This window comes from Streptomyces bluensis, from assembly GCF_014650715.1.
Taxonomy (GTDB): domain Bacteria; phylum Actinomycetota; class Actinomycetes; order Streptomycetales; family Streptomycetaceae; genus Streptomyces; species Streptomyces bluensis.
Genome location: NZ_BMVM01000006.1, coordinates 371,993 through 397,714 on the forward strand (window position 1 = coordinate 371,993; position 25,722 = coordinate 397,714).

The 25,722-nt window shown below is 65.4% G+C and carries 28 protein-coding genes; 26 read left to right on the plus strand and 2 right to left on the minus strand.

Going from position 1 to position 25,722, the window contains the following annotated elements:
* The first annotated feature begins 9 nt into the window (after positions 1-9).
* The 7 genes from IE262_RS18510 to IE262_RS18540 all read left to right on the plus strand — a co-directional run bounded on the left by IE262_RS18510 (position 10) and on the right by IE262_RS18540 (position 7,250).
* On the plus strand, positions 10-1,557 hold the full coding sequence (locus tag IE262_RS18510) for a hypothetical protein (protein WP_189874924.1): 1,548 nt from the start codon (positions 10-12) through the stop codon (positions 1,555-1,557).
* A gap of 86 nt (positions 1,558-1,643) precedes the next feature.
* On the plus strand, positions 1,644-2,999 hold the full coding sequence (gene mycP / locus IE262_RS18515; RefSeq protein ID WP_229877322.1) for a type VII secretion-associated serine protease mycosin: 1,356 nt from the start codon (positions 1,644-1,646) through the stop codon (positions 2,997-2,999).
* A 744-nt stretch (positions 3,000-3,743) separates the two neighbouring features.
* Entirely contained in the window at positions 3,744-4,073 is a 330-nt protein-coding gene (locus IE262_RS18520; protein WP_189874928.1) for a hypothetical protein, read from the plus strand.
* Positions 4,073-5,335 (plus strand): putative T7SS-secreted protein, encoded by a 1,263-nt coding sequence (locus IE262_RS18525; RefSeq protein WP_229877323.1) that lies wholly within the window; start codon positions 4,073-4,075, stop codon positions 5,333-5,335. The genes IE262_RS18520 and IE262_RS18525 overlap by 1 nt, the downstream gene beginning before the upstream one ends.
* Before the next feature lie 23 nt (positions 5,336-5,358).
* The gene (locus IE262_RS18530) at positions 5,359-6,075 is read left to right on the plus strand and encodes a hypothetical protein (RefSeq protein WP_189874930.1); all 717 of its coding nucleotides are present in this window, start codon (positions 5,359-5,361) and stop codon (positions 6,073-6,075) included.
* Positions 6,076-6,105: 30 nt separating this feature from the next.
* The gene (locus tag IE262_RS18535) at positions 6,106-6,717 is read left to right on the plus strand and encodes a hypothetical protein (protein WP_189874932.1); all 612 of its coding nucleotides are present in this window, start codon (positions 6,106-6,108) and stop codon (positions 6,715-6,717) included.
* Positions 6,717-7,250: a hypothetical protein gene (locus IE262_RS18540; protein ID WP_189874934.1), complete on the plus strand. Its 534-nt coding sequence runs from the start codon at positions 6,717-6,719 to the stop codon at positions 7,248-7,250. The genes IE262_RS18535 and IE262_RS18540 overlap by 1 nt, the downstream gene beginning before the upstream one ends.
* Positions 7,251-7,914: 664 nt before the next feature.
* Here the strand turns inward: IE262_RS18540 and IE262_RS18545 are convergent.
* Together IE262_RS18545 and IE262_RS18550 are read right to left on the minus strand one after the other, a co-directional pair.
* Positions 7,915-8,493 carry a hypothetical protein gene (locus IE262_RS18545; protein WP_189874936.1) on the minus strand — a complete coding sequence of 193 codons (579 nt, stop codon included), beginning with the start codon at positions 8,491-8,493 and terminating at the stop codon, positions 7,915-7,917.
* Entirely contained in the window at positions 8,493-8,789 is a 297-nt protein-coding gene (locus IE262_RS18550) for a hypothetical protein (protein WP_189874938.1), read from the minus strand. The genes IE262_RS18545 and IE262_RS18550 overlap by 1 nt, the downstream gene beginning before the upstream one ends.
* Before the next feature lie 458 nt (positions 8,790-9,247).
* Between IE262_RS18550 and IE262_RS18555 the strand changes: the two genes are divergently transcribed.
* The 19 genes from IE262_RS18555 to IE262_RS18645 all read left to right on the plus strand — a co-directional run bounded on the left by IE262_RS18555 (position 9,248) and on the right by IE262_RS18645 (position 25,707).
* Positions 9,248-10,117, plus strand: coding sequence for a helix-turn-helix domain-containing protein (locus IE262_RS18555; RefSeq protein ID WP_189874940.1), 870 nt, complete (start codon positions 9,248-9,250; stop codon positions 10,115-10,117).
* A complete protein-coding gene (locus IE262_RS18560) occupies positions 10,114-10,338 on the plus strand; it encodes a DUF397 domain-containing protein (RefSeq protein ID WP_189874942.1) in 225 nt (74 codons plus the stop codon). The genes IE262_RS18555 and IE262_RS18560 overlap by 4 nt, the downstream gene beginning before the upstream one ends.
* A 290-nt stretch (positions 10,339-10,628) precedes the next feature.
* Positions 10,629-10,958 carry a hypothetical protein gene (locus IE262_RS18565; protein ID WP_189874944.1) on the plus strand — a complete coding sequence of 110 codons (330 nt, stop codon included), beginning with the start codon at positions 10,629-10,631 and terminating at the stop codon, positions 10,956-10,958.
* A gap of 77 nt (positions 10,959-11,035) precedes the next feature.
* Positions 11,036-12,361, plus strand: a complete 1,326-nt coding sequence (locus tag IE262_RS18570; protein ID WP_189874946.1) for a hypothetical protein — start codon at positions 11,036-11,038, stop codon at positions 12,359-12,361.
* 44 nt (positions 12,362-12,405) lie between these two features.
* Positions 12,406-12,903, plus strand: coding sequence for a hypothetical protein (locus IE262_RS18575; protein ID WP_189874949.1), 498 nt, complete (start codon positions 12,406-12,408; stop codon positions 12,901-12,903).
* A 60-nt stretch (positions 12,904-12,963) separates the two neighbouring features.
* Positions 12,964-13,476 (plus strand): hypothetical protein, encoded by a 513-nt coding sequence (locus IE262_RS18580; protein ID WP_189874951.1) that lies wholly within the window; start codon positions 12,964-12,966, stop codon positions 13,474-13,476.
* Positions 13,477-14,003: 527 nt separating this feature from the next.
* Positions 14,004-15,488 carry a hypothetical protein gene (locus IE262_RS18585; protein ID WP_189874953.1) on the plus strand — a complete coding sequence of 495 codons (1,485 nt, stop codon included), beginning with the start codon at positions 14,004-14,006 and terminating at the stop codon, positions 15,486-15,488.
* Between the two features lie 287 nt (positions 15,489-15,775).
* A complete protein-coding gene (locus IE262_RS18590) occupies positions 15,776-17,044 on the plus strand; it encodes an outer membrane protein assembly factor BamB family protein (RefSeq protein WP_189874955.1) in 1,269 nt (422 codons plus the stop codon).
* 315 nt (positions 17,045-17,359) lie between these two features.
* Complete coding sequence (locus tag IE262_RS18595; RefSeq protein WP_134036788.1) at positions 17,360-17,971, plus strand: hypothetical protein; 612 nt, start codon at positions 17,360-17,362, stop codon at positions 17,969-17,971.
* Complete coding sequence (locus tag IE262_RS18600; protein WP_189874957.1) at positions 17,971-18,144, plus strand: hypothetical protein; 174 nt, start codon at positions 17,971-17,973, stop codon at positions 18,142-18,144. Before IE262_RS18595 ends, IE262_RS18600 begins: the two co-directional genes overlap by 1 nt.
* A gap of 509 nt (positions 18,145-18,653) precedes the next feature.
* Entirely contained in the window at positions 18,654-19,061 is a 408-nt protein-coding gene (locus IE262_RS18605; RefSeq protein WP_134036791.1) for a hypothetical protein, read from the plus strand.
* Between the two features lie 135 nt (positions 19,062-19,196).
* Positions 19,197-20,330, plus strand: coding sequence for a hypothetical protein (locus IE262_RS18610; RefSeq protein ID WP_189874959.1), 1,134 nt, complete (start codon positions 19,197-19,199; stop codon positions 20,328-20,330).
* A 120-nt stretch (positions 20,331-20,450) separates the two neighbouring features.
* Positions 20,451-20,642 (plus strand): hypothetical protein, encoded by a 192-nt coding sequence (locus IE262_RS18615; RefSeq protein ID WP_229877324.1) that lies wholly within the window; start codon positions 20,451-20,453, stop codon positions 20,640-20,642.
* 240 nt (positions 20,643-20,882) lie between these two features.
* On the plus strand, positions 20,883-21,188 hold the full coding sequence (locus IE262_RS18620) for a DUF6317 family protein (protein WP_134036800.1): 306 nt from the start codon (positions 20,883-20,885) through the stop codon (positions 21,186-21,188).
* Between the two features lie 5 nt (positions 21,189-21,193).
* Entirely contained in the window at positions 21,194-22,486 is a 1,293-nt protein-coding gene (locus IE262_RS18625) for a type 2 periplasmic-binding domain-containing protein (RefSeq protein ID WP_189874963.1), read from the plus strand.
* Entirely contained in the window at positions 22,483-23,223 is a 741-nt protein-coding gene (locus IE262_RS18630) for a hypothetical protein (protein ID WP_189874965.1), read from the plus strand. The genes IE262_RS18625 and IE262_RS18630 overlap by 4 nt, the downstream gene beginning before the upstream one ends.
* Positions 23,224-23,233: 10 nt before the next feature.
* Complete coding sequence (locus tag IE262_RS18635; RefSeq protein ID WP_189874967.1) at positions 23,234-23,848, plus strand: hypothetical protein; 615 nt, start codon at positions 23,234-23,236, stop codon at positions 23,846-23,848.
* A 207-nt stretch (positions 23,849-24,055) separates the two neighbouring features.
* Positions 24,056-24,415 (plus strand): hypothetical protein, encoded by a 360-nt coding sequence (locus tag IE262_RS18640; RefSeq protein WP_189874969.1) that lies wholly within the window; start codon positions 24,056-24,058, stop codon positions 24,413-24,415.
* The gene (locus IE262_RS18645) at positions 24,412-25,707 is read left to right on the plus strand and encodes an alpha/beta hydrolase (protein ID WP_189874971.1); all 1,296 of its coding nucleotides are present in this window, start codon (positions 24,412-24,414) and stop codon (positions 25,705-25,707) included. The genes IE262_RS18640 and IE262_RS18645 overlap by 4 nt, the downstream gene beginning before the upstream one ends.
* Positions 25,708-25,722 lie beyond the last annotated feature (15 nt).

Sequence of the window (25,722 nt, forward strand, 5' to 3'; positions counted from 1 at the left end):
GAGTAGAGCATGGCCGGGGACAACGTAGACAATGTAGAAGGCCGGACCGCCCGAGAGCAGCAGGAAAGGGCGACGGGGGAGCAAAGAGAGCGCGACCGCCTCCTGGAGTCCGACAGGGTCGCGCACAATGGCGAGGGCATTGACCGCTCGGCCTTCAAAACGGACTTCATGTCCTACTCGATCAACGGCCTGCGTGGGATGATCCTCGACTCCGATCCCGGGACGATCTCGACGGTTGGCAGTCACTGGAAGAAGGTCCACGAAATCCTCTCCGGGGGCGACGGGGACGGCAAGACCGGCGGCGTGGACACGGAGTCGGCAAACGGCAGCATCGCCGGATTGCTCAAGACCGCGGTGGAGAACGTCCGGGAGCATTGGGAAGGCGAAGCTGCTGAGGCCTTCCAGCGGAGGGCCGACGAGATCGGGGTCCAGATCCGAAATGGCGCTGCGCACGCCAACTTCACCGCGGAGCAGCTCTTCGCCATCAGCAAGGACCTTGATGCTGCCATCACCAAGATGGAGAAGATCGAGGAGCCGTCTAGGGCCGAGCGCGCGAGCGACAGGCTCAATGACGATGGGCGGGACGACTCCCAAATGAGGAGGGACCTGGCGGCAGGCGCCAGCGCTGACACCGTCGCCCAGGCCAACGAGAAGAACCTGTCGCTCCAGATGGAACGGCGGCTTGAGGCCGTGGCGGTGATGGAGGAGCTGGCGGCCAACTACCAGGTCTACTCGAAGAATCTCAAGAGTGGTGGGCGGATCAACGAGAGGGAAGGCATCACGCCCCCGAACAATGAGACGACGATGCCTCCTCCGATTGCAGTGCCGACCCCTTCGGGGCGAGGACCGGGTCCAGGTGGTGTGGGCAACAAGCCTTGGAGCGCAGGTCCCACCGGTAGCGTCAAGCCGGCCCCTGTGGTGCCTCGCGATGCGGGTATCACAGGAGGCTCCCAGCTCCCGACGGCCCGAACGAAGGTAGACAGCATTTCCCCAGGCCTGACGGGAACTGGCCCTAGCGCGGGTCCTGCCGGAGTCGGCGGGGGCGCTGGTGGTGGCGGTACTGGCGGGGCTCAGGGGCCGGGTGTCGTGGCTCCTGGCGGAACGTCCGGCCTTGGGCGGGGTGCTGCTGCACGCGGCGGTATCGGAGTCGCGGGCGGTCGCGGAGGTTTGGCTGGTGGCGGCGCTGCGGCAGGTCGCGGTGCCGGGGGCCGAGCCGGTATGGGCGGTATGGGCGGCGCTGGAGCTGGCGCGGCCGGGCGCGGTGGTGCCGGTGCTGGCGGCCGCGGAGCCCTTGCGAGGTCTCGTGGCGGTGTGGTCGGCGCGGCCAAGGGTGTCACAGGCAAGGGCGCGGGCGGCGGTGCAGGCCTGCACGGAAGTCGTGGTGGAACGCAGCGCGGCGCCATGGCTGGTGGAGCCGGTGGCGTGGGCGGCCGCAAGGGCCGACGGTCCGAGGATGAGAACACCCAGGGCGACCGTCCCGACTACCTGGTCGAGGATGAAGAGACCTGGATCTCGGAAGAGGACCGTAACCGAAACGTACCGCGGACGATCGAGTAAGCACGCAAGCAGGCCAGACGGAATGCCGTCGTTTGCGCCTAGATGACGGCTGGCATCCCGGCCATAGCTGAGTGAGGAGCAAGGAATTGGGTTTCAAGCGAGTCTGGTCCACGACAGGCGTCGTGGCGTTGACAGGAGCCTTGCTCCTCACTTCAGCCCCCACTGCCTCAGCGGACTACATCCGAGACAAGCAGTGGGTCATTGATGTCATCAACTTCGAGAAGGTTTGGTCAGAGTCGCAAGGCCAAGGTGTCACGGTTGCAGTTGTGGACACTGGAGTGGACGGAAGCCATCCTGATCTGGTCGGGCAGGTGCTAAAGGGTAAAGATGTCACTGGGAACGGCGGCGACGCGCAAAATGACCCCGATGGTCATGGCACCGGTATGGCTAGCATCATCGCGGGTCGGGGGCATGGGCCTAGCAACTCCTCAGGCGTCATCGGTCTAGCGCCGAAGGCCAAGATTCTCCCCATCAAAGCTGCCGACGTTGACGATTTCAATGATGATCAATGGGCTGGCGGAATTCGATATGCGGTTGATCAGGGTGCAGATGTGATCAACCTGTCGTTCACTGATTCCCTCGCGAATCCTGGCTCTGAGGGTGCGAAAGCCATCGAGTATGCGCAGCAGCATGACGTTGTTGTTGTCGCAGGTACTGGAAATGATGGAGTTGGAGAGTTGCCTTATCCTGCGAAACTTCCAGGAGTGGTAGCCGTAGGTGCAGTTGACGAGTCGTTGAAGGTCTGGGATAACTCCAATTACGGAGCAGGAGTGACACTCACTGCTCCCGGTGTCAACATCGTCGAGGCCGATCCTAGTCAGTCCAGTGGGTATTCAGAGGGAACCGGGACCTCTGACGCAACCGCATACGTCTCTGCCACCGCTGCACTGGTCCGCGCCAAATACCCCGACCTCACCGCAGGCCAGGTGATCAACCGCCTGATCAAGTCAGCCACATTCCTTGATCGCGATGTCAAGAAGGTGCCGGACGAGGAGTACGGCTACGGCCTGATCCGCCCGTACTCGGCCTTGACGATGGACATCCCCAAGGGCTCCAAGCAGGGCCCCTTGGCTCAGTCCTCGCCATCCACGTCGACAAACTCCGGTGCGGCCTCCGAGGACAACGACAGCACGAACCAGGCCCAGGAGGAGGAGAAGAAGTCTTCCTCCGGGAGCATCTTCCTCATCGCCGGCATCGCGGCGGTCGTGATCGTCATTGCCGTCCTCTTCGCGGTAATCCGCAGCCGCCGCAACGGCCGTAACGGCGGTCCTGGCCCCGGCGGCGGAATCCCCCCGCAGGGCACGGGCTACCCGCCCCAGCCCCCGATGGGCCACCAGCCGTACCCCAACTCGGCTCCTAGTCAGGGGTACCCCACTCCTCCGGGGCAGTCCCCGCAGCACCCCAACCCCTACGCGCAACAGCCCCCGCACCAGGGGCAGTAGGAGTAACTCTCCATCCATGGGAGGAGGGCGCATCCCTGCCCGTCTTTCGCGTATGAAGGCTTGGGCAAGTTGGTCTTGGCTAATTGCCCGAGCAGGTTCCGAGGACAAGTAGAGGGCAGCGAAGCACCCTGATAACGAGAAGGGACCCCCAATGGGCGCCATCGCCCTTGCCGTTGGCATCATCGGCCTCGGAGCCGTAGGTGCCGCCGTCATCGTCTTCACAGTAATCCGCAGGCGCCGGACTTCCGGCACTGGCTCTGCTGGTCCCCACAGCGGAACTTACCCCCAGAGCTTGGGCTATCCGCCCCAACAACCGTTTCAGCTACCCACTCAACAGCAATACCCCGCCACAGCCCCGAATCAGAGGCACCTCACCCCTCCTGGACAGCCCCTGCAGCACCCCAATCCCTATGCCCAACAGCCCCCGCACCAGGGATAGTAGCCTCGGGTGAATTCCCACGCTGATCGACAGAGCGCGGCAGCCCGAGAGGGATCCCCCTCTGCGTAAACTCTGCCTGGCTGCATGGCACCACTGTGACGACGGCATCCTCAATGGATGGGCTTACGTCACACGCAGGTGGTAATCCTGAGGTGCTCCTGTGGCAGTTTTCCGCAGAGCCGTGGGGTCACGGGGACTGGGTATGGAATGTCTGTGAGTGCATGTAGGGTGCCAAGGAGGCTTGGGCGATCATTTAAGTCGTCCGGGGCCGATGTATCCAGAGCCGATCGGGGAGAATCCGGCCCATGGGGGAACACTTCAAGACGGACATTGGGCAACTCCAGCAGTTCCTGACAAGTCTGGAGAGATGCGTCGACGAGCTGAACGAGGCGCGGTCCGCCCTCGACCACGTGCGTGCCGACCAGATTGGCACCGCTCGGCTCGATGAGGCCTGTGACAAGTTCCAGGAGGAGTGGAAGTACGGCTCCGACAAGACTAAGGAAATGATCGACGCGATCAAAAAGGGCGTTGAGTCCAACAAGAAGGGCTACGAAGAGGTCGAGGAGGCCCTGGAGAAGGCCCTCAAGCAGATCGCGGACCAGAGCACCTCAGGTGGCGTCGGGGGCGGTAAGTAATGGCCGCGAACCCGTACCCCAACATCGGCTGGAACCCCGTACCGGGCATCCCCGCCGAAGTCACGAAGCTGCAGCAGAAGGTGGCCGCGGCCGCGACGGCGCTGGAGAACACGCACCGGCAGCTGACGAAGCTCACCGGCGAGAGCAGTTACTGGGAGGGCGACGCTGCGGAGAAGTTCCGCGAGTCCCTCGATGGTGAGTTGCCCAAGTACATCAAGGACGCCGCCTCCTCCCTGCGTAGCGCCGCGACCCACCTGCACACGTGGGAAGGGCACCTGACCTCCAACCGCGAGTTGGCGAAAAAGTACGACGCCGCGATGGCCGAGAAGAAGGCCGCGGCCGACACGGCCAAGAACGAGTACGACCAGGCCGCCCAGCACCCGGACCTGAGACTCGCCAACCAGGTTTTCCCCTCAGAGGAAGAGGCTGACGCCGCGACCGCGCGGCTGCGCTCCGCCGAGCGGGAGATGAACGAGGCGAGCACGGCCCTCACCAAGGCCAACAGCGAGTACGAGTCGCTCAACCGCAAGATCAAGGAACTGGAGACCGAACACGCCGGCGACGCCGAAACCGTCGCCAAGGCCCTGGACGGCTCAGCTAAGAAGGCCCCCGACGAGCCGGGCTTCTGGGACAAGGTCGGCGACATCCTCAAGTCGGTCGGCGAGTTCCTGTTGGAGCACGCGGGCACCATCGGTGCTATTGCTGGTTTGCTCGCGCTTTTTCCGACTCCGCTTGCCCCGCTGTTCGCCGGTATCGCGATTGCTGCTAGCGCGGCGTCCATGGGTAAAAACTTCTCCGACCCGGAATTCCGGGATGCCTTCTTCCCGTGGGGCGACAAGTTCGGCTGGAACATGGACACCTTCTCTGCCTGGGCCTCCGTAGGTAGCGATGCCGTCGGTATGGTGCCCGGCGGCAGGGCGCTGAGTTCCGCGGCCCGCGGTATCCGCGGCGGGCTCGCCGACGCCGCGGAGATGGGCGTCAGCGTCACGAGCCGCGAAGTCGGAACCGAGTTCGTGCGGGAAATCGGCCACGTGCTGCGCACGGCCCCGAGAACCGCTGTGGACGAGGCGTGGCAGGCAGCAGGGGAGAGCGCCGCAGGCTCGGCCAAACTCATGACCGATATCAGCGTGAACGGCCTCAACGTCGCCGCGAACCTAATGCCTGAGGAGGGTACGGCGGGCAATGTGGCTGAAGTCACCAAGGCAGGAGCCGGAGCCTGGGCCGGGGCGGACATCGTCCGGTCTCTCCTTGCGGCAAGGTAGCCGAACCGAGAGGTGAACGAAGCATGACTACGACCGCCGCCCCCTCGGGCTCCGCCGCAAGCGGCGCGGCCAAGCCCGTCTTCTGGTACGGCATTCCGCACGGCTACGCGAAGTTGGACCTCGATCCGCCGCGCGAGCGCATCGAGGAACTGGTCCGGGAGCTGAATACGCTGCCCCTGGAACAGCGGGCGCAGGCCTCGCAGGTCCTGCAGTTCTATGCGGGCATGGTCACCGCGCTCAATGCGCAGAACGTGCACATGTGCGCGGTCGGTTACCATCCGGATGACGACGGCAGCATTGTGACGTCCACCCTCACTATCTCCACTGTCCCGACGTCCGGCCACAATGCAAAGTTGGTGATCGCCGGTCTCGCGGGGACAGCTGCCGACGCACCGGATACCGGAATGCGCCCGCTTGAACTGCCATGCGGCCTGGGTTACCTGGCGGAGGAGAAGAAGCGCACTGTCGCACCGAGCAGGAACCCCGACAGCCCCGAAGGCCCATTGCGTGGCGACGTGTGGCAGGGCACGGTGGCGGTTACTGGCTCGGGCACGCCCGATATCCTTGTGGTCCAGCTGGTGACGCCCGCTGTCCATCTCGCGGACGTGTATCGGGACATCCTTCTTGGGGTTGCCCGGACGCTGACGTTCACTGATCCGACAAAGCCGGTGCCGACACCGGACAAGGACAAGCCGCGAGTGGGCTCGGTCGAGGCGGCCATGCGCAATGACTTCGGATAAGGACGGAAGCACCTCATGGACAATCCGCCCGTGGCACCCGACGTTGCTCAGGTAATCAAACACAACCGCACCCTGTTGTACCGGCACATTGCCACGCGTCTCGCGCTCTCCGTGGCCCTGTTCGCCGTGCCGTTCGTAGCGCATCTGGTCGGCTATGACGCAGCCCTGCCCGCGTTCGGTGTCCCGGCCGCTCTGTTCGTCCTGATCTTCCTGGCACTACGGCTGCGTCATGGGTCGCGGCTCAGGGTGTGCGAGAAGGTGCTGCGTACCTACCCCCTGGAGTACCGCACCCGGGTGTCCAAAAAGGCTTCCGAGTGGAAGTACATCGGCAATGTGCACACCGTCCGACTGTCGGTGCGTGGGCAGCACGGCGCCCCGTCTCTGCGCGCGCTCAACGCCTCGACGGTGCGCCGCTGGCCGAAGGGGGCCGAGGAGGGCGGCGCCTGGTTCGCCGGTGACCCGGCCTTCGGCGGCGTCATGATCGTGCCCGTGAGCAACGACATGCTCTTCGTGCAGCCAGCGGACTGGGAGAAGTACGAGCAGGAGCGCTCCCAGGCTGACCCGCAGCGCAGGGTCCTTGCCGAACAGGCCGGTATCTCCAGGCTCTTGGAGAAGGAGCCGCACATCTTGGTGGGCGGTTGATGCGCGTACTCGGCTGGGTGTGCGGCGGCATCCTCGCCCTCGTGACCGCCTTCTGGTGCGTCACCGCGACCGCCGACCTCGCCCTGTCCGCAGGGCTCTACGGCACCCCGGGCACGTACAAGGTGGACACCTGCATCGACACCAGCAACACCCGCAAGAACTCCAACTATGACTGTTACGGGGACTTCACACCGGACGGCGGCACCGCCGACGACGCCGTCTACGTGCACCTCAAGGACACCGGGCACGACTATCCGGATGGCACCGAGTTCGACGCGCAACAGGGGATTGAGCCGCAGACAGTTCAGCGGGTCGGGTTCTGGGGCATCGTGGGCGAGCTCTTTCAGGTCGCGGTCTGCGTGACCATCCTCGCGGGCCTCGGGTACCAAGCGATAAAGCCGCGGCGGGAGTCCCACAGTCGGGAGCCCTCGCGGCGTCAGAAGGTGGCCGACAAGGTGGGCTACGCCGTCGTGGTCGCCGTCCCCGTGGGCATCCTGAGCCTCATCGGCATGGCGGTGGAGCCGGCCCCCTAGAGCAACACCGGAGATTGAGGTGGTCGTCCGGCGGATCGGCCTGGGCTTCGTCAGTTCAACTGACTTCGCGGCGGGCCCTCCGGCCGGGATGGGCTGTAGTGCTCAGCGCTCGGAGCGTGGTGTCCAACCCGTTGCGCTCAAGTAGCTGAGCGTCTCTTGGCGTCTCAGGCTCCCACGTTTTCGGGGTTGTCACACTGACTCTCCGCCGCGCTGCGCTCCGTACGGTTATTGGTGTGCCTGCGTCCACCCGAACTGCGGGGCCGCCATTCAGTCCCAGCACCATGACGAACCCGCCGGAGGGAGACCGCTCTCCCCGGACACCACGGACCGTCTGCCACATCCCCCGCAGCTTTACCTCATCTCCGGGGCGGAGCGTTACCGCCGCGATCTCTCTTTCGACGGGGGACAGTTGTGACGTGGACCCGACCGGACGCGGCGCAGATTTCCGCTATCGCGCTGTGGGGCTCCATCGGGGCCAGAGCGCCAAGAATTGCCAAGCAGTTGGGCGAGCGTCGCTGATCGTCTTGGACCACACAGTGACACTCGCCCTGGGCCGTGGCCATCGGGCATGCGGGCTCTGAGCGCGTGGTGGCAAACGGAACCCCTGCTCGATGAACTCATACGAGCCCTCGTGTGTGTCGTGTTCCGTCGCGTCTGCCGTAGGTCACCCGAAGTCCTCTCGCACTTTCTTCTGGGTGGCCGTCTCGGCCGTGGACATCCGCTGGTCGAAACTCCGCGACTCGGGCCGCTGGTCGTACGCCGTCGATTCCTTCGGTGTCGGGCCGGGCGTGTAGTCGTCGTAGGTCCGCTGGATGGGCTCGCCCACGTCCTGACCGATGGCCGACGTAACGATCCCCTCGTAGTCGGTGAGTGTGGCAGCAGCAGCAGGGGCGGGCGGTGGAGCTGTGGGGTGTTGGAGTCGTGCGCCTCGGCTTTCGGCGATGAGAAGGGTGTCGGCGAGTGCCTGGGCGAGTTGTTCGGCGAGGCGTCGGATCTTGGTGGTGGGGGCGGTGGGTGTGGTGAGTACGTCCCAGGCCTGTTCGTGGAGCTGTTCTGCGAGGCCGAGTTGTACGGTCTCGACGCGGTTGGCGATCCGAGAGAGGGTGCCGTTGCCGGTGTCGTCCTCGATGAGGTAGCAGCGCTGGCCGAGGGAGCCGGTCCAGGGGAGCAAGCGGGTGCGGGGCTCGGGCTCCTCGGGGAGGTCTCGCTCGTCCCCCGTTCCGGCCGTTTCCGTGAGGTTCATCAGACGACTCCCACTCCGTGGATGCGGAGGGAGTCGATATCCATGCCGTGCGTCGTCAGCCGGACGGCTCGACGCTGGGCGCGTTGTTCGGTGGTGAGTACGTAGGGGCGGACGAGTGGGGTGGCGGTTCCGTCGAGAGGCGCGTCGGTGGCGTAGGGACCGGGGGCTCGGCGGAGCGCGCGGCTCGGTTCTTGGCGGCGTACGGGGTTGGGTGGCGTGTGTCCGGCGCGGTGACGGCCGCGCGGGGCGAAGAGGACGTTGAGTGCGTCGAGGGTGCGGAGGATGAGGTTGGTCATGGTGTCAACTCCCTTTGCTATCAGCGGCCTTGGAGGAGTCCCGGCAGTCGGCGCAGATCTGCACGGCCCAGCCGAGCCGGCCTCCGTCGGGGTGCTGCGTATACGCGTGTCCGCCGGGGCGGAGCCCACGTCCTCCGCCGCAGCGAACGCAGGCCAGGCCGTTGAGCCGGCGCCAGGACTCGTGAGGGAGGCGGAAGGGATCGTGGGTGCCAATGCGGAGGTCGGAGGGTTCTCGGGTCGTCATGCACGGCTCCAGGAGCTTCCGGGCAGGGACGCGTAAGGGTGCACAGAGTCATCAAGTGATCGCTATGCGTAGCGCACCACTGAAGTATGGCACTGTTCATCTCGCCGTGTGAATCTCATGAAGAACTTCTCTGAGTGCCTGCGGTGAGCTCTGCTGACGTTGAAGGCCTTCGCCGTGACCGGGACAATGGCGCGATCTGCACATACGGAAGGGCGTGACAGTGGGGCCGACAACTCGCCGCCGCCAACTGGGAGCTGAGCTTCGCAGGCTGCGCGATCGCAAGGGAATGACGTTGGAGGCTGCTGGGCAGGCTGTCGGCGTCTCGCGGGCCACGGTGAATCGCTACGAGTCCAACAAGGGGCCCGTCAAGTGGATCGTGGTGGAAGGCCTGTGTCGTGCTTACGACGCGAGGGACGATGAGCGTGAAGCGGTCGTTGCTCTGGCCAAGTCAGCCAAGGTGCAGGGCTGGTGGAAGGGATACGGCGACGCGATCCACGAGTGGATCACGCCGTTCCTGACCCTTGAGGATGAGGCTGTCGAGGAGTGTCACTGGGCTAATACGTACGTGCCCGGCCTGCTCCAGACCCGTGCGTACGCCACCGCCGTCATTAGGGCGGTGGAAGCCAGGGCCGACGAAGACGCCATTCAGCGGATGGTGGACGTACGGATGAAGCGACAGGAGGTGCTGAAGCGGGAGACGGCACCGCATGTCTGGGCGATCGTCGATGAAGCGGTGATGCGTCGCTGCGTCGGAGGGCCTGCCGTGATGGCCGAGCAGCTTCAGCACTTGCGCACGAGTGGTCGGTCCCCGCATGTGACGTTGCAGGTGCTCCCGTTCGATGCCGGAGCTCACGCGGCGGAGAGTACGGGCTTCATCATCATCCGAGGTCCGGAGCCGTCGCTCGACGTGGTGCACATGAGTAATCTCAGTGGAGCCCTGTACCTGGAGAAGGATGCCGAGTTGGAGCGGCATAGGGTGGTGTTCGAGTACCTGCGATCGCAGGCGCTGAGCAGCAGCGACACCACGCGGCTACTTGAGAGTCTGATCAAGGACTTCACGGAGCGCGCAGGCAGGGAGTCATGATGACCGCACATGGCGGGAACATAGGCGAGCGCGCCTGGTTCAAGTCCTCGCACAGCGGCGGGGCTGGCAGTGATTGCGTCGAGGTGGCCTTCGGTGGCGGCCGGTCCGTTGGCGTGCGTGACTCGAAGGTGGTTCCGGGGCCGCTTCTGGCTGTCACCGGCGAGGCGTTTGCAGCCTTCCTCGACGGAGTCAAGCGCGGCCAGTTGGATCGTACGACCTGATTGCCAGACCTCCTGCACGTATGCAGTGATCGGTAGCGGCCTGCCTGCTTCCGGCGCTGGGTCCAGGCCCAGATCCAGCCCAAGCTTTAGCCCTGCATGAACCTTCGGTGGTTCTGCGCAGCGCAGCAATACTCGACATTGCAGGGGTCGGGCCGGCAGCGTATGTCCTGCTGAGGGCGCTCACTCAACTCCGTGTGTAGCCGGGGCTATACTCACTTTCGGCGTGCTCGCGTCAAAAATGGATGTTCTTCCGCTCGGTACGGAACGCAAAGTGACATGGGGGATATGGCGTGTCGGTCGGGACAGAAATCGAGGATCCTGCAGCGCTCAATCGTGCGGGCGCCGGCGCGCGGGAGATCGAGGGGCAGACGCGAACCGCCGGCGCTCATCCGGCGGACGAGACACGTTCCGCAGCCCGGGACTTCGGTAGCGGCAACTGGGACGGCGGGCTGGGCGGGGCGCTCACCGGTCTGGCGGAGACGTGGTCGGCTCAGGTCTCCGCACTCGCTGCCGACTGCGACAACCTCGCCAACCAGTGCGGCGCTTCGGGAGTGCTGTATCAGCGCACCGAAGCCGCGAACACGCAGACCATGCACTCTTTGGCAAGCGACTTCGGCTGAGCCGGGTTCTCCACCGAGCCACCGCCGCAGAACCAGCCTGACACGACTCACGACTCCACGGGGGAATCGCCGAGCTCATGCCGACGTACGAGCAGCTGTACCACCTCAACCTCAGCAACCTCAAAGCCGCTGCCGACCGTTGGCAGGAGACCGCCACCAAGTTCAAGGGGCTGCACACCTCCTACGGCGATGCGGTCGCCCGCCCCTTCCAGCAGGCCGGCTGGACCCAGCCGGTTCTGACGGTGGCCAAGGCCGACAACGACATACGTGCCGCGCAGCAGCAGTTCGAGAACGCCCACAAGGAGGCGAAAGGCATCGCGGGCGTTCTCACATCACTGCACGCGGAGCTGAAGAAGGCCAGGGACGATCTCCACCACCTCGCTGATGTCGAGGCCAAGGAGCAGGACCTCCACGTCAGCACCACCGGGGTCGTCACTCCACGCTACGACCTCTCCCAGGACACCGGCGCCCGTCATGACCCCGATGGCCAGGCCGCCATCCGTGAACAACAGAAAACCTGCGAGGCATTCGCTCGCCGTATCGAGGGCGTCTTGCAGCGCGCCGCCGACGCCGACGAGACCGCCTGCTGGGCCCTGCGCCGCGACCTCGGCGGAAGCCGAAGCGACTTCAACTCCAAGATCGTCACCTCCCTCGACGACGCCAAGGCCACCCGCGCGGCCGAGTTGAAGAAGGACGCCCCCACGAAGACCGACGGATGGGTCGCTGAAGGCAAGGCTGAAGCCTCCGGTCCTGGCGTCGGGACGTCGGTCACCGGGCCCGATACCGGGGCGGGCAAGCTGGGCGAGGCCCAGGCGCATGCCGACCTCGGCCGCGCGAGCGCGGAGGGTTCGCTCACCAACGGCCCCATGAAACTCACCGGGGCGGCCGAAGCCTACGCGGGTGCCAAGGTCTCCGCGGCCGGCGGCATCACCAACGAGGGCATCAAGGGCGAGGTCGGCGCCTTCGCAGGTGGCGAAGCCTCTGCCAACGGCCGCGCCGATGTCGGCCCTGTGGGCATGTACGGACGGGCGGAGGCCAAGGCGGGCGCCGAGGCCGGCGCCAGCGTCGGGGCTGGTCTCGACGGGCTGCATGCGGGAGCGGAGGCGTTCGCCGGCGCGAAGGCGGGCGCTGCGGGGGGCGCGGACATCGGGGGCATCGGAGTGGGAGGGACAGCCGAGGGCTGGGCCGGCATCGGGGCCGAGGCCGAGGCGACTCTCGGCAAGGGTGCAGACGGCAAGTGGCACATCGGTGCGAAGGCGGGCGCCGCCCTCGGGCTCGGCGGCGAGGTGGGCTTCGAGGTCACTGTTGATCCGGGGAAGATCGCCGACACGGCGAGCGATGCGGCCGATGCCGTGGGTGATGCGGCCGGGGCGGTCGGCGATGCGATCGGCAGCCTGTTCTGATGCACTTTTCCACAGAGCCATTGCTGTAGTAGGGAGAGACCGAGATGCCCACGACCCTGCCCGTACCGATCGAATTCCAACTGCCGGAAGGCTGGCGGGCCGCACCGCCGGATGAAGTCGGCGCACCGGCCGCGGCATTCGTCGCGCTGCATCCGCAACCGGACGCCGGGTTCACCGCGAACATCACGATCGACGGCGAGTACCGCCCGGATGAGGCGACGCTACCCGAGATCGCCCAGGCGTCTGTGGAGCGCTTGCGCCAGGCCGCCACGTCGGTCGTGGTCACCAGCCACCGGGAGATCGGCTCCGCGGACGCGCCCGCTTTCACGCAGACGCTGGGCGTCTCGGCCGTCATCAACGGCGTGCGCCGCGACCTCGTCCAGTCCCAGGTATACCTTTCCATGCTGGACGTCGCCGATCGGCGTCAGCGGGCGGTGATCCGCCTGGTCCTGACTGCCACCGCGTCCCAACACCCGGCCGTTCTATCCGACTTCCAGGACTTCGTGCGCACTGTTCGCCCGGACACCAGCGCAGGTTCATAGCACGTCCTGCGGGAACGGCGGATCTTGCACTCTCAATCCCACTCTTCATAGGTTGATTTCATGGGTCTCTTCGACAAGCTGACCGGAACCAAGCGCCCCGCCGACGGTGTCGCCCCGCGACCCGCCGCTGAGGTTCACGCGGCTCTGCTCGGCCTCAACAGTCCTGACGTCCCGTACGTCATCCGGGACGGCCGCGAGGAGGGCGCCGACCTCGTGGCCGAGTGGCGCATCCTGGACCCTGCCTGGCAGACCTTCTTCGTCCGCACTCAGGTGAGTCGAGTGTTCCAGGTCCGTATGCGGCTGGTTTCGGAGAAGCACGAAGTCCGCTCCCTCGACCAGGAATACGAGGTCACGTGGGTCGGCGACACCCCCAGTCTGGCCATCGCAGCCCAGGCCCAACGTGGCCAGGTACAGACGGTCTCGAAGCGCTGGACGCTCGGCGGGGGCGAAGACGGCGGCCTCGAAGCGACCGAGACGTTCAGCTTCGACAGCTCTGACCTGAAGAACCCCCTGCAGGACACCGTCCTGGGCGCGGGGTGGACATGGCGCGGAGTCATCACCGGCAAATTGTGAAATGGGCGTGCCACCTCGCAGCTCAGCTTTGTACGCCCTCGTAGCGGTGGTACGACAGTGGTAGTCACGGGCGACGGTTCGGTTGGTTCCTTCGTGGGTCTTGAAGCGTCGACAACTCCATGATCCACAGGGGCTGTGTGCGCCTGCTTCTGGGTTTCGCCACCGATGCAGGAACGTAGACGCCTCCTTCTGCTCCATCAGGAATGCGCGTGTGCGGTGGTGGTAGGCGGCGTGTCGCAGGCCCGAAGTGCTCGGTCCGGGGAGGAACGCTCCCTATGCCGCGGTTCATTGCAACTTCTGATCACATTTTCTGCACGGGAGCTCCATGACAGTCGGTGCGGCCTGCGTTACCGAACGTCATAGGGTGTTGTGTGACTTAAGGGGAGAGTGAGTCCGGCAGTGCGAGTGCCGCTCAAAGAGCCTGCGCGCATTGCCCATGGAGGCCTGGGTGAGAGTTCCCCGTCCTCTGCCGCGTGTGGCCGGACTGCATCGAGCCCCTCATCAGAATGTCCGCGTGAGAGGTTGTCATGTCCTATTCGACGCCGCCAGGAGGGCCGGGGAATGCCGGCCCGTACGGGGCACCGGTCCAGCAGCAAGGGTGGTATCAGCCACCCCCGCCACCGTCACCGCCGCCTGGCAACTCCAGCGAGGGAAAGGGCCTGAAACGGGTCGTCATCGGTCTGGTGGTCCTGGCAGTGGTGGCTGTGCTCGGAGTCGGCGGCCTTGCCCTGTACACGGCTGTCGGTGGGGGTTCGCTGCCCGGTGCTCAGGGCGGCGGCGATGAGGAACAGCAGATACTGAGCTCGGATGAGATCGAGACATTGCTCAACGGCCGTACGACTGCCCTGAAGAGCGGAGACGAAGACGAGTTCCTGAAGCCCTTCGTCGGCGCGGCAAAGGACAAGCAGCGCAAGATATTCAGGAATCTGCGGAAGGTCCCCTTCGCGGAGAGTAAGTACATGGTCCTCAAGCAGACGGGCGATGGCTCGGACGAGTGGGGTTCCGATGTGTCTCTCACGCTGGACGTCGCCTTTGTTCATCAGATCAAGGGCGTTGATGTCCGGCCGGTCTCCGAGTGGTATCGGTGGACGGTCGAGAAGGAGTCCGAGTCGGCCGAGCCGCGCATCAGTGAGGTGGGCGGATCTCCCGGGGCGAGCGGAATGGCCAATGCGGTCTACTACCCGGCTCCTTGGGACCTCTACGACGACATGTATGTGAAGCGTCAGGCACGCACCATCACGATCTCGGCCAAGAAGAACTCTGCTGACGCCGACCGTTTCGCGCCGATCGTCGAGGCAAGCGCAGAGAAGGATCTCGACCTGTGGCGATCGAATATGTCGTCGGTTCCCAACACCCCTGAAGGCTTCCTCGTCGTACTCGAACCGGACCGTAAGACGTACATCAAATTGTACAACAACAATAGTTATGACGTGGGGTGGGACGCTGGACAGAGCGTGCCCATGCCTGCCTTCAACGCTTCTTACAGCGGGGGCAACGACCAGCTCCAATACGGCGGCGCACGCATCAAGATGGACACATCGACGAGCCGATTCACTTCATCCACCTGGCAGAGGGGTGCCGGAGACATCTCCCGGCATGAAATCGCACACGCGCTCATTCAGCCGCAGGACCCTGGTGCATACGGCCAGAATGAGAAGACGAGCATTCGGGCGTGGGTTGTCGAGGGGTTTGCGGAGTACGTCTCCTACCGGTTCGACCGGGCTTTGGGTGACGCGAGTGTGCGTGCTGATCTGGCAGGAGAGGAGTTCAGTGGTGAACTGCCCGGCCAGGACTTCGAACTGGCAAACAGCACGGTCGGTGCGAACTATTCCCTCAGTTATCTGGCCATGCGTTTCATCGCGGAGAAGGGCGGCGAGGAAGCGCTCTTCGAGTTTGTCGTGGACCATTACCGACAGCCCACGAACCTCGATCAGCAACTGCAGAAGGCAGTTGGCATGAATGAGCGCGAATTCGAGACCGCGTGGGCCCAGTACGTCAGGAGCAACATCTGATGAGCGCCAACGGACCTGTCCCGGGTACCGGCCCCTACGGCCAGCAGCCCTCTCCGCCGCCGCAGCCTCCCAATCCACCCCAGCAGGGACACCTACCGCCGCAGGGATACGGCTATCCGCAACAGCCACCCGCGGCACCACCCGGACAGCCCAGCTACGCCTATCCCCAACAGCCGGTGCCCCCGCAGTATCCGATGGCTCCACAGCCGGGTTACGGCCATCCCCAGCAGTTTCCCGGGGCGCCCGTTCCGACTTCGCCGCCCCGGAACAAGAAGACCGGGCTGATCATGCTGCTCGTTGTCGCACTCATCATGCTCGGTGGGGCCGGAGGGGCCGCGTGGTACATGTTGGCGGACTCGTCCACCGAGCCGTTGTGGAGTGTTCCGTCAAAGTCGGAATGGGGCTCCGGTGAGCGTGAGCAGGAGGTGGACGGCACCTGGTTCACCGACAAGGCTGTAATTCAGACCTTGTCCGGTGGTGTGAAGGCCTACGCCCTTGACACTGGAAAACAGTTGTGGGCCACGCCGCTGCCCGGGGCGGGTAACCAAGCCTGCGTCGCCCCCTCCGTTTCTGATGGCGGGATCGGCGTCGTTGCCTATGGCGCCTCGGGCATGGGGGGAGCCCCCGGCAAGTGCGACCATGTCGCCGCCTACGACCTCAATACCGGGAAGAAGCTGTGGCACCGGGCTTTCAAGGTGAAGGACGAATTCGGTTCTGGCAGGGAACTGGCGGTAGCTCGTTCGGGCGAGACAGTCGTGATCACCACTGACAGGGAGCAGGTGGCGCTGAAGGCGGCTGACGGCGCCAAGGCCTGGGACGTGAAGAAGGTAGTGCCGAGTACCTGTGACACAGGGACGTACACCGGCGGCAAGAACCTGATCCGCACGACATCATGCCTTGAGGGAGACGCGTTCACGGGGACGCCGTGGACCGAAGCATCGCTCGTCGACCCGGCGACTGGCAAAGCAGAGTGGACGAAGCGATTTGGCGAGGATGAAGCGGAGATCGCCCTTTCCACTTCCCCGCTCGTCCTCAGCGGGGAGGCTAAGGGAGCGTTCGCGCTCGATGAGAAGTCCGGCGAGCGGCGCGGCAAGTTCCCAGGGATGATGGAGAAGTACTACGTCTTCGCCGGGGAGGACGGAAGCCCGATGCGTCAGGTCGCAGGCTTCGGCAACATCCTCCTCATGGGGATGAGTGAGAAAGAAGTCGACACGGGTGAGTCGAAGACGCTGGTTGCCTACGATCTGGACAGCGGAAAGGAACTGTGGAAGGCGCCGGGCTCAAACTCCATTGAATACATTCCGCTGAGGGACACGAGTAGCGAGCGCCTGCTGGTGTATGTCACCGACAGCGCGAAGCGGCCGAAGCTGGTGGAGTTCAACCCCAAGGATGGCGCGATGACGACAGTTGTCGAGTACCCGAAAGAGGTGGACACGAACGTGGGCGTCGGTGCGTGGCCCTTCTGGCACAAGGGCATGCTCTACGTCACCTCAGTCGGCGCCAGGGTCACAGGCCAGTCCTACGCTCTCGTGGCATTGCCCACGACCGCTTCTTAGGCGCCAACTCGGCGGTGAGGCAGGCCACGATGGTCTGCCTCGCCGAGGTTCACCACGGCGAGTTGGCAGGGCACGGAGGCGGTAGCCGGCTCGGGCACGCCCGACATCATCGTGGTCCAGTTGGTGACGCCCGCTCTCCAACTCGCGGATGTGTACCGGGACATCCTTCTTGGGGTTGTCCGTACGCTGCCGTTCACCGACCCGACAAAGCCGGTGCCGACACCGGACAAGGACAAGCCGTCGGCGGGCTCAGTCGAGGCGGCCATGCGCAATGACTTCGTATAAGGACGGAAGCACCTCATGGAGAATCCGCCCGTGGCACCCGACGTTGCCCAGGTACTCAAACACAATCGCACCTTGCTGTACCGGCACATCGCGACGCGCCTCGCAATCGCCGTGGCCCTGTTCGCCGTGCCGTTCGCGGCGCACCTGGTCGGCTACGATGCCGCCCTGCCCGCGTTCGGTATCCCGGCCGCCATGTTCGTGGTGATCTTCTTGGCGCTCCGGCTGCGTCACGGGTCACGGCTCAAGGTGTGCGAGAAGGTGCTGCGCACTTACCCCCTGGAGTACCGCACTCGGGTGTCCAAGAAGGGCTCCGAGTGGAAGTACATCGGCAATGTGCACACCGTCCGGCTGTCGGTGCGCGGGCAGCACGGCGCCCCATCTCTGCGTGCGATCAACGCCTCGACGGTGCGCCGCTGGCCGAAGGAGGCCGAGGAGAGCGGCGCCTGGTTCGCCGGTGACCCGGCATTCGGCGGCGTCGTGGTCGTGCCAGGGAGCAACGACATGTTCTTCGTGCAGCCCGCAGACTGGGAGAAGTACGAGCAGGAGCGGTCCCAGGCCGCCCCGCAGCGCAGGGGCCTTGCCGAACAGGCTGGCATCTCCAGGCTCTTGGAGAGGGAGCCGCACATCTTGGTGGGCGGTTGATGCGCGTACTCGGCTGGGTGTGCGGCGGCCTCCTCGCCCTCGTGACCGCCTTCTGGCGCATCACCGCGACCGCCGACCTCGCCCTGTCCGCGGGGCTCCACGGCACCCCTGGCACGTACAAGGTGGACACCTGCATCGACACCCAGCAACACCCGCAAGAACTCCAACTATGACTGTTGCGGGGACTTCACACCGGACGGCGGCACCGCCGATGACGCCGTCTACGTACACCTGAAGGACACCGGGCGCGACTATCCGGACGGCACCGAGTGCAACGCGCAACAGGGAATTGAGCCGCAGACGATTCAGCGGGTCGGGTTCTGGGGCGTCGTGGGCGGGCTCTGGCAGGTCGCAATCAGCGTGACCATTCTCGCGGGCCTCAGGTACCAAGCGATAAAGCCGCGGCGGGAGTCCCGCAGTCGGGAGCCCTCGCGGCGTCAGAAGGTGGCCGACAAGGGTGGGCTACGCCGTCGTGGTCGCCGTCCCCGTGGACATTCTGAGCCTCATCGGCATGGCGGCGGGGCCGGCCCCCGCGTTTCTGGGCCGTGGCCATCGGACATGCGGGCTCTGAGTACGACGCCGCCTCCACGTTCCCTGCACCACCCGCGTGTTGAAGCGTCCACGTATGGATTGGTAGGTTCTCGCAGGTCGAGATATGCCTACCGCTCGTGATGAGGTCCCCGTGGACAGCCGCAATTCCCACAAGCAGGTGGATGATTCCGAGTTGCTGGAGATGACCCAGCAGGACCCCGTGCAGGCCAAGATCCTGCGGCAGTCGCTGGAGCATCTTGCCTCCGGGCTGGCGGGAGACACGCTCAAGGAGATGGCTCAGGAGGTCGTCTCCGGACGTATGGCGCTGCGGGATGCGGCCAACGTGTCGGCCTACGCCGAGCAGGCCGTGGAGCAGTCGGCTCCGCTCGCCGAGAAGTGGGCCTCCATGTCCGACAGCGAGCGTGAGGCCCTCGCCGCGGAGGGAGAGCGCCGACTTGAGGACGAGCGGCGGCAGTTCGATGACGAGCGGCGGGCGGAGTCCGAGAACCGTTCTGGTGCGAAGTCCCGTCACGATGGGCGCGGATGGTCCTTGTACTGAGTGGCCGTGCTGAACGGTCGCATTGGTGCGGCGGTGCCCCGTATGGGCATGCTGGCTGTCCATACGTGCCGGTGTCGTCGTACGAGCGGAGCTGCCGAGTGTTGAGCTGATACAGGGCAGGACAATGGGGGAATTTTGAATTTTCGTGTAGAACCCGGTGCGATCGACGGCTTCTCGAAGTTGGTCGGGCGTGCTGCGGACGGCAGCGCGCAGGCCGTCTCGTACACAGGCACGCATACGCAGATCGACAAGTCAGTCGGTGGACAGGCCTGGGACCTCGTCGCGGGTGACCACGACCACTATGTGAGCGAGGCCAAGAAGGCTCTGGAGAAAGTCAAGAGCGTTCTGGAGTCCTCCGAGAAGGAACTGGCGGGCACGGCCAAGTACTACCGGGAAACCGATCGGGACGAGGCGGCCAAACTCGATGCCACTTATCCGGGTTCCAAGGTGGCCGACGGCGGTTCCGGGGGTGATTCGCAGGACTTCTCCGACGCCAGTGACGCGGTGGACACCCTGCAGCCGCCGGACGGGGACAGCAGCAACCCCCTCGTCAAATACGGGTCGGGCCATGCGGACGAATACCAGATGAATCCGGTGCAGAAGACGCTCGGCAGCGTCCTAGACCTGGGCAGCCCATCGGCGATGGCCGTTGAGGCGTCCAAGCTGCTCTTCGACTTCGACCCCTTCGCGGAAGCGACGAACTGGGTCTTCGGGGACTGGAACAAGTACAACGACTGCTCCGATGTGTGGGGCAACCTCGCGTCGTTCTGCGACGCGGTGGCCGCCAACATCCGGAAGGGGAACCAGAACGTCGGTCTCAGCTGGGACGGCAATGCTTCGGACGCCGCCACCGTGTATTTCGACGAGTTCAGCAAGAAGCTGGGGGAGATCAAGGAGACCTTCGAGTCCCTCAAGAGCTGTTACGCACAGGCGGCGCAGATGGCGTTCCAGTTCGCCGAGTTCCTCAAGTCCTTCCTGGTGATGTTCTGCGACTTGCTGGTCATCTGGCTGGTCAACCTGCTCGCGGCGCAGGCCGTCAACGCGATTCCCGTCGGCGGGCAGGCAGCCTCGGTGGCCATGTTCGCGCTGGCTGCCGCGCAGGCCGTGCGGCTCATGCAGATGTGGGCCGAGGCGGCCAAGGCGTTCGACACGTTCGCGGCGGGGCTGAGCGCACTCGGTGTGGTCATGTCGGCGGCCGTCAACGGGTTCTCGGCGGCGGATGGGTTTCCTCAGGTGGGCACCGGTGGCTATGACCACCGGGCGGTATAGCCGATAGCGGAGAAGGCGGTCCGGAGCATGGGTTTCCTCGGTGGGCTCGACGATCTTGAGCTCTTCCTCTCACGTTGCCGTGTCCTGAGTGTCGGGTCGGTTCCGGTCTGCTTGGGCGCCATGGTCTTCTTCATCAAGGAAGAGGGTTGGCACTTCAGCTTTCTCGTGTGTTGCGTCCTGCCGCTGATCGCCGCTTACCTGGGGGTCCGGGGCAAGCGGGAGATCCGTGCGGGGCTGGCGGCGACGGGGCTCGCGCTCGCCCTCGCCACGCTGCCGGTGGCGTTCGCGCTGGCGTCGCTTGAGAGCTCGTAGTTCGATCGGCTTGCCTTGAGTGGGCGTTGGGCGTTGGGCGTTGGGCACGTTGCTTGTCCGGTGGTGATGGGGCGTGCCCGTTGCGAGGGTCACGGGTGCCGGTCGGCCGACTGTGGACGATCCACGTGGATTCTGCGACCTCGATACGGTGTGTTTGCCCTTCCGTGGCATGATCGGCCCATTCGGTCGCCGGTTGTCGTTTGCCGCTGCGACCGTCGAACAGCCAACGGGGAGGCTTGCGTGGGAGACCACTTCAAGACCGATATTGATCAGCTCGCCACTTTCACCAGAGACCTCACGGAAGCCAACGACTCCCTTGAGGAGGTGCGGACCGCCCTGCAGCACGTGCGGGCCGACCAGATCGGGACGCCGGAGCTGGACGAGGCGTGCGATGCGTTCCAGGAACGCTGGAAGTACGGCAACGAGCAGATCAAGGAGCGCATCGGCAAGCTCACCGAAGGTCTCCAGAAGAACACGGACAACTACCGCGAAGTGGAGACCTCCCTGGAGGAGAGTTTCAAGCGCGCTGCGGCTGCGGGGAAGTGATTGCGGTGGCACAGAATCCGTATGTGCACCTCGGGTGGAATCCCGTGCCGGGACAGCCGGGTGAAGTCGAGAATCTGCGTACCCAGCTCACCAAGTCGGCGACCGCGTTGCAGACCGCGTATCAGAAGATCGACAAGCTGCTCGGCGAATCCAGCTTCTGGGAGGGCGACGCGGCCGTGGGCTTCCGTGAGGCCCTCGACGGCGACCTTCCGAAGTACATGAAGGACGCCCACAGGTCCCTGACCCTGGCCGCCGGTCACCTCGGCACGTGGCACGGCGGCCTGACCAGCCGCAGGGAGCTGGCCCACAAGTACGACCTCGAAGCGGCCGACCACAAGGGCGACCTGAAGGCCGCCAACTCCCGGCACGAGTCGGCCAAGCAGGACCCCGACCTGAAGCTGGCGGATCAGACGTTCACCGAAGGCCCCGAGCTGGAGGCCGCCCAGGCCCGCCTGAACGCGGCCACCGACCGGCTCAACGACGCCGTCACCGCCGTCAACAACGCGCAGGGCGCCCTCGACGAGGTCATGCGGAAGGCACGGGAGTTGGAGGGCACGCACGAGGCGGAGGCGCGGGACCTCGCGACGAAGCTGAAGGACTCGACGAAGGACCTGGCGCCGGAGGAACCGGGGTGGCTGAGCAGAGCGCTCAGCTGGATCGGGGACAACCTCACCAGCATTCTCGGTGTGTTGGCCGCAGTGGCGGGATTGCTCGCGCTGTTGTGTACAGGGCCGTTCGGCATTGCATTTCTGCTCGCTGCGGGTGCGTTGAGCTTGGCCACCATGGCATCGAGGCTCTCTGACCCAAAGGTCCGGGCCTCGCTCAAGGACGGGTTTACGAAGGGCGAGTTCGACGCGGACTTCTGGGAGAACTCCGTGGGGCTCGTTGGCGACGCACTTGGGGCGGTGCCGGGTATTGGGGCGGTGTCACGCGGCCTCAATGGCGCTGTCCAGTCCACGCGTTTCGCATCCGAGGCGGTGACTGCAGGGCAGTTCCTCGGTCGTTTCGCAGACGACACGGTTACCGCTGCCGGGCGGATCATGGCCTCGGGTGCGAACCCCGTTGGGGACTTGGTGGTGCGGGCCGTCGGCGGAAGCCAGGGACTCAAGACCGCGCTGGACTTCGCCTCTCCGGTGGCTGGCGTGGGAACGGCCGGGTTCGGACTCGCCGCCGATAACATCGACGCGTTGAAGGACGGCAAGGGGGCGACCACCGCGGTTGACGCAGGGCGGGCTGGCCTGTTTGACGGTCCTGCCGCGGTCGGCCTGGTTGGCGACGTAGCGAGGGTGTTCGGATGACACAGGAGACCACGAACACCCCACTGCGGCTGGTGATTGGCGACTCGGCACGGGACCCGGGTGCCAAGATCTGGTATGCGTTGCCCGGTGGGTACTTCGACGTTCCGCTCGATGCCCTCGACGCCGACCCCGGCTCGGAGCAGGAGGCGCACCTCGACCACTTGATGGCGCTCATCGTCGACTGCGCTCCCGATTCGGAGCGTGACCGATACGCGGGGGCGCTGCGCGACGTGCGATACATGACGCGGCAGATGCGGGGAGAGGGCATCATCGACTGCTCGCTCGGCATGCGCTACGCCCACGACGGGTCGTCGGCCGTCTCGGTGTTTACCGTGGCACTGCGTGACATCGAATGGGCGCCGCCCAAGCTCACGGCGGTACGAGCGGTCTCGCTGCGAGAATGCCCGGAGAATGTAGCCCTGTTGTCCCTTCCGGGCGGTCGGCCCGGTGCGGTGTCCGACACTCTGGTCACCATGCCCGCCCTAGCCGGCATGCCCGCGCAGGAGCTCTATCAATGCAATCTGTACATCCCCGCTCCGTCGGGCGTACAACTGGCCATCCTCACACTGAGCACCACGGCCGTCGGCTCCCGCAAGCACTACCGGGAGTTGATGGAAGGGATCGCGTACACCGTATCCTTCAGCGACCCCATGCCGGAGATCGAGCGCGCCGCACGCGGTGACGGCGGCGGCGGTGGGGACCGCATCAGGGACCGCATCACCGCCGACTTTGGATGACGGTATGAGTATGAGTGAGAACCCTGAGGCCTTCGAAGGCCCCGTCGCCTGGGAGACTCCGGGTACCGCGAGTGCCTTGGCTCGCTGGGCGGCACTGCAACTGGCCAAGATCGTAAGCTGGTTCGCGCTGTGGTGGGCCCTAGTTGCCCTCACGGTGGTCGTTCTTCCGGTGTGGGCGGTCTTTCCCATGACCCTGCCGCTGGCAGTGACCATTTATTTGGTGGTCATGGCATCGTTGCGGCTGAAGAAGATATGGATGCTGCGACGCATCCTGACCACCTATCCCTGGCGTCAGCAGCCCGGTGGCGTTCAGTACGACGCACGGGGGCGCAAGGCTTCTTTCGTCCTGCCGGACCCCGATCGGCCGGAGAAGACGGTGTCGCCGAAAATCGCCGGCTTCTTCTTCCGGCCCTGGGACCGCATCGCGCGCAGGGGACTGGACGGTGACCTGTGGTACGCCGGCGATCCCCGCTTCGCTTGCGTAATCGCCAAACCTGGCCTGACGGCGCTGACTTACGCTGTCCAGCCTACCGCGTTCGACCCCCGCACCTCCCCCCGCCGCAAGGGCCTCAGCCCCGAAGCCCGCCGTCGCGCCCGGGCCATCGGTGCGCGCGTCGCCGATTGATGCAGCCCGACGACCAGGGGGCGCCGAAGGCCGGCTTCTGACTCCCCGCAAGCTCATTCCTCTGCCGACTCAAGGCTATGACGTCGGCTACCCTAGGCGACTCGAACTCATGGGCGAGCAGTAACAACGGGGGTTGTCCTATGTCGTCGCGGCGTACCGGCTTGTCATGCCCTGAACGATCCCTGTCCATGTTCAGCGGGAGCCGACGTGGCCTCTGACTTCTCGCGGCTGATGAAGCAGGACTTCTCCGACCTGGAAGCCGCGGCCAAGGCCTGGCATGAGCTGTCGACGACGATGGACTCCCTGACCGACCGCCACCGCCGACAGGTCACCGGACCGCTGCACCACTCCTGGAAGGGCGACGACGCCGAAGCGGCCCTCTACTACCTGGAGGACGTGGAATCGCGGATCGGTGTGGTCGAGACAGAGGCCATGGCCATCGCCTCCGTCCTGGAGTCCACGAAGTTCTGGATGGAACAGGCCCAGACCGAACTCCGCAACGCGGTACGGCGTGCGGAGGAGGGCGCTTCGAGGTCGACGCCGACGGCTCGATCACCGACCGGGTGATCGCGGACCTTCCACGCAGCAATCAGGTGGTCGCCGAGTCGCGCGGTCCTCTGCTCCAGGAGCACCGCACACGTATCGCCGGGGCCCTGAACGACGCGCACAAGGCCAGCAACGACGGCGTGAGGGCCCTGACGGAACTGAACGGCGACATCCTCACCGATCCGTTCAACCATGACGCGGAAGCGGAGTCCGCCCAGGACGCCAAGAAGGCGTTGAAGGCTCTCGGCTGGGAGCCCCCGCAGATCCCCGAGGACGACCCGAAGGCCGCCGCCGAGTGGTGGAAGGCGCTCAGCCCCGAGGAGCGTCAGACCTACGCCACGCTCTATCCGAAGGAGATCGGCGCGGCCGACGGTCTGCCGACGGACGTACGCGACGACGCCAATCGGACGGCCCTCGCCCAGGAGCTCAATCTGATTCAGGAGGGCAACTGGGACGAAGGGTTCCCGGGCGAGAGCGATGAGACGGTCAGCAGACGTCTGGACAATGCCCTGTTGCTCCATGACCGGCTGAACGCAGGTGACAGCGCCCCCAAGGGCAAGGAGTTGTACCTCCTCGGCTACGACTCCAAGGACGACGGCCGGGCCATCATCGCCATGGGCAACCCGGACACCGCAGCGCACACCGGGATCCTGGTGCCGGGCACCAACACGACCATGGAGTCCGTGCCCGGCCAGCTCGAACGCATCGGCAAGCTGCAGGGGGCGGCGGAGGACCGTTCCGACGGCGGGAGCGTGGCGATGATCACCTGGCTCGGCTACGACGCTCCCGAGGCGTCCACGACCGACTTCAACAGCGTCGGCGGGACCGGGCGGGCCGAGGATGCCGCTCCGGACCTGCGTCAGTTCGTGGCGGGTACGCATGCCTCGCACGATGGGTCGCCGAGTCACACCACCGTTCTCGGACACAGCTATGGCTCCACCGTGGTCGGTGCCGCCGCCGCAGGAGGCTCCGGCCTGGGCGCGGACGACGTCGTGGTGGTCGGCAGCCCGGGGATGACCGTGGACGAGGCGGAGGATCTGCAGATGGATCCGGAACACGTATGGGTCGGCGGGGCGGAGGACGACCCCATCATCAACCACTTCTCCGACTACACCCTCGGCCGCGACCCGATGCTTGGAGGCTTCGGTGGCAACAACTTCGAGGTCGATACCCACGGCCACAGCGGCTACTGGGACAAGGGCAGCGAATCTCTCGACAACCAGGGGGCAATCATTGCCGGACGGCAGCCCACCGAGGTTCCGAAGGAGGGCGTGGATCTGCCGCCGGAGGCCAACATCGTTCCTGGTCTGTAACCCCTTTCTGCGCAC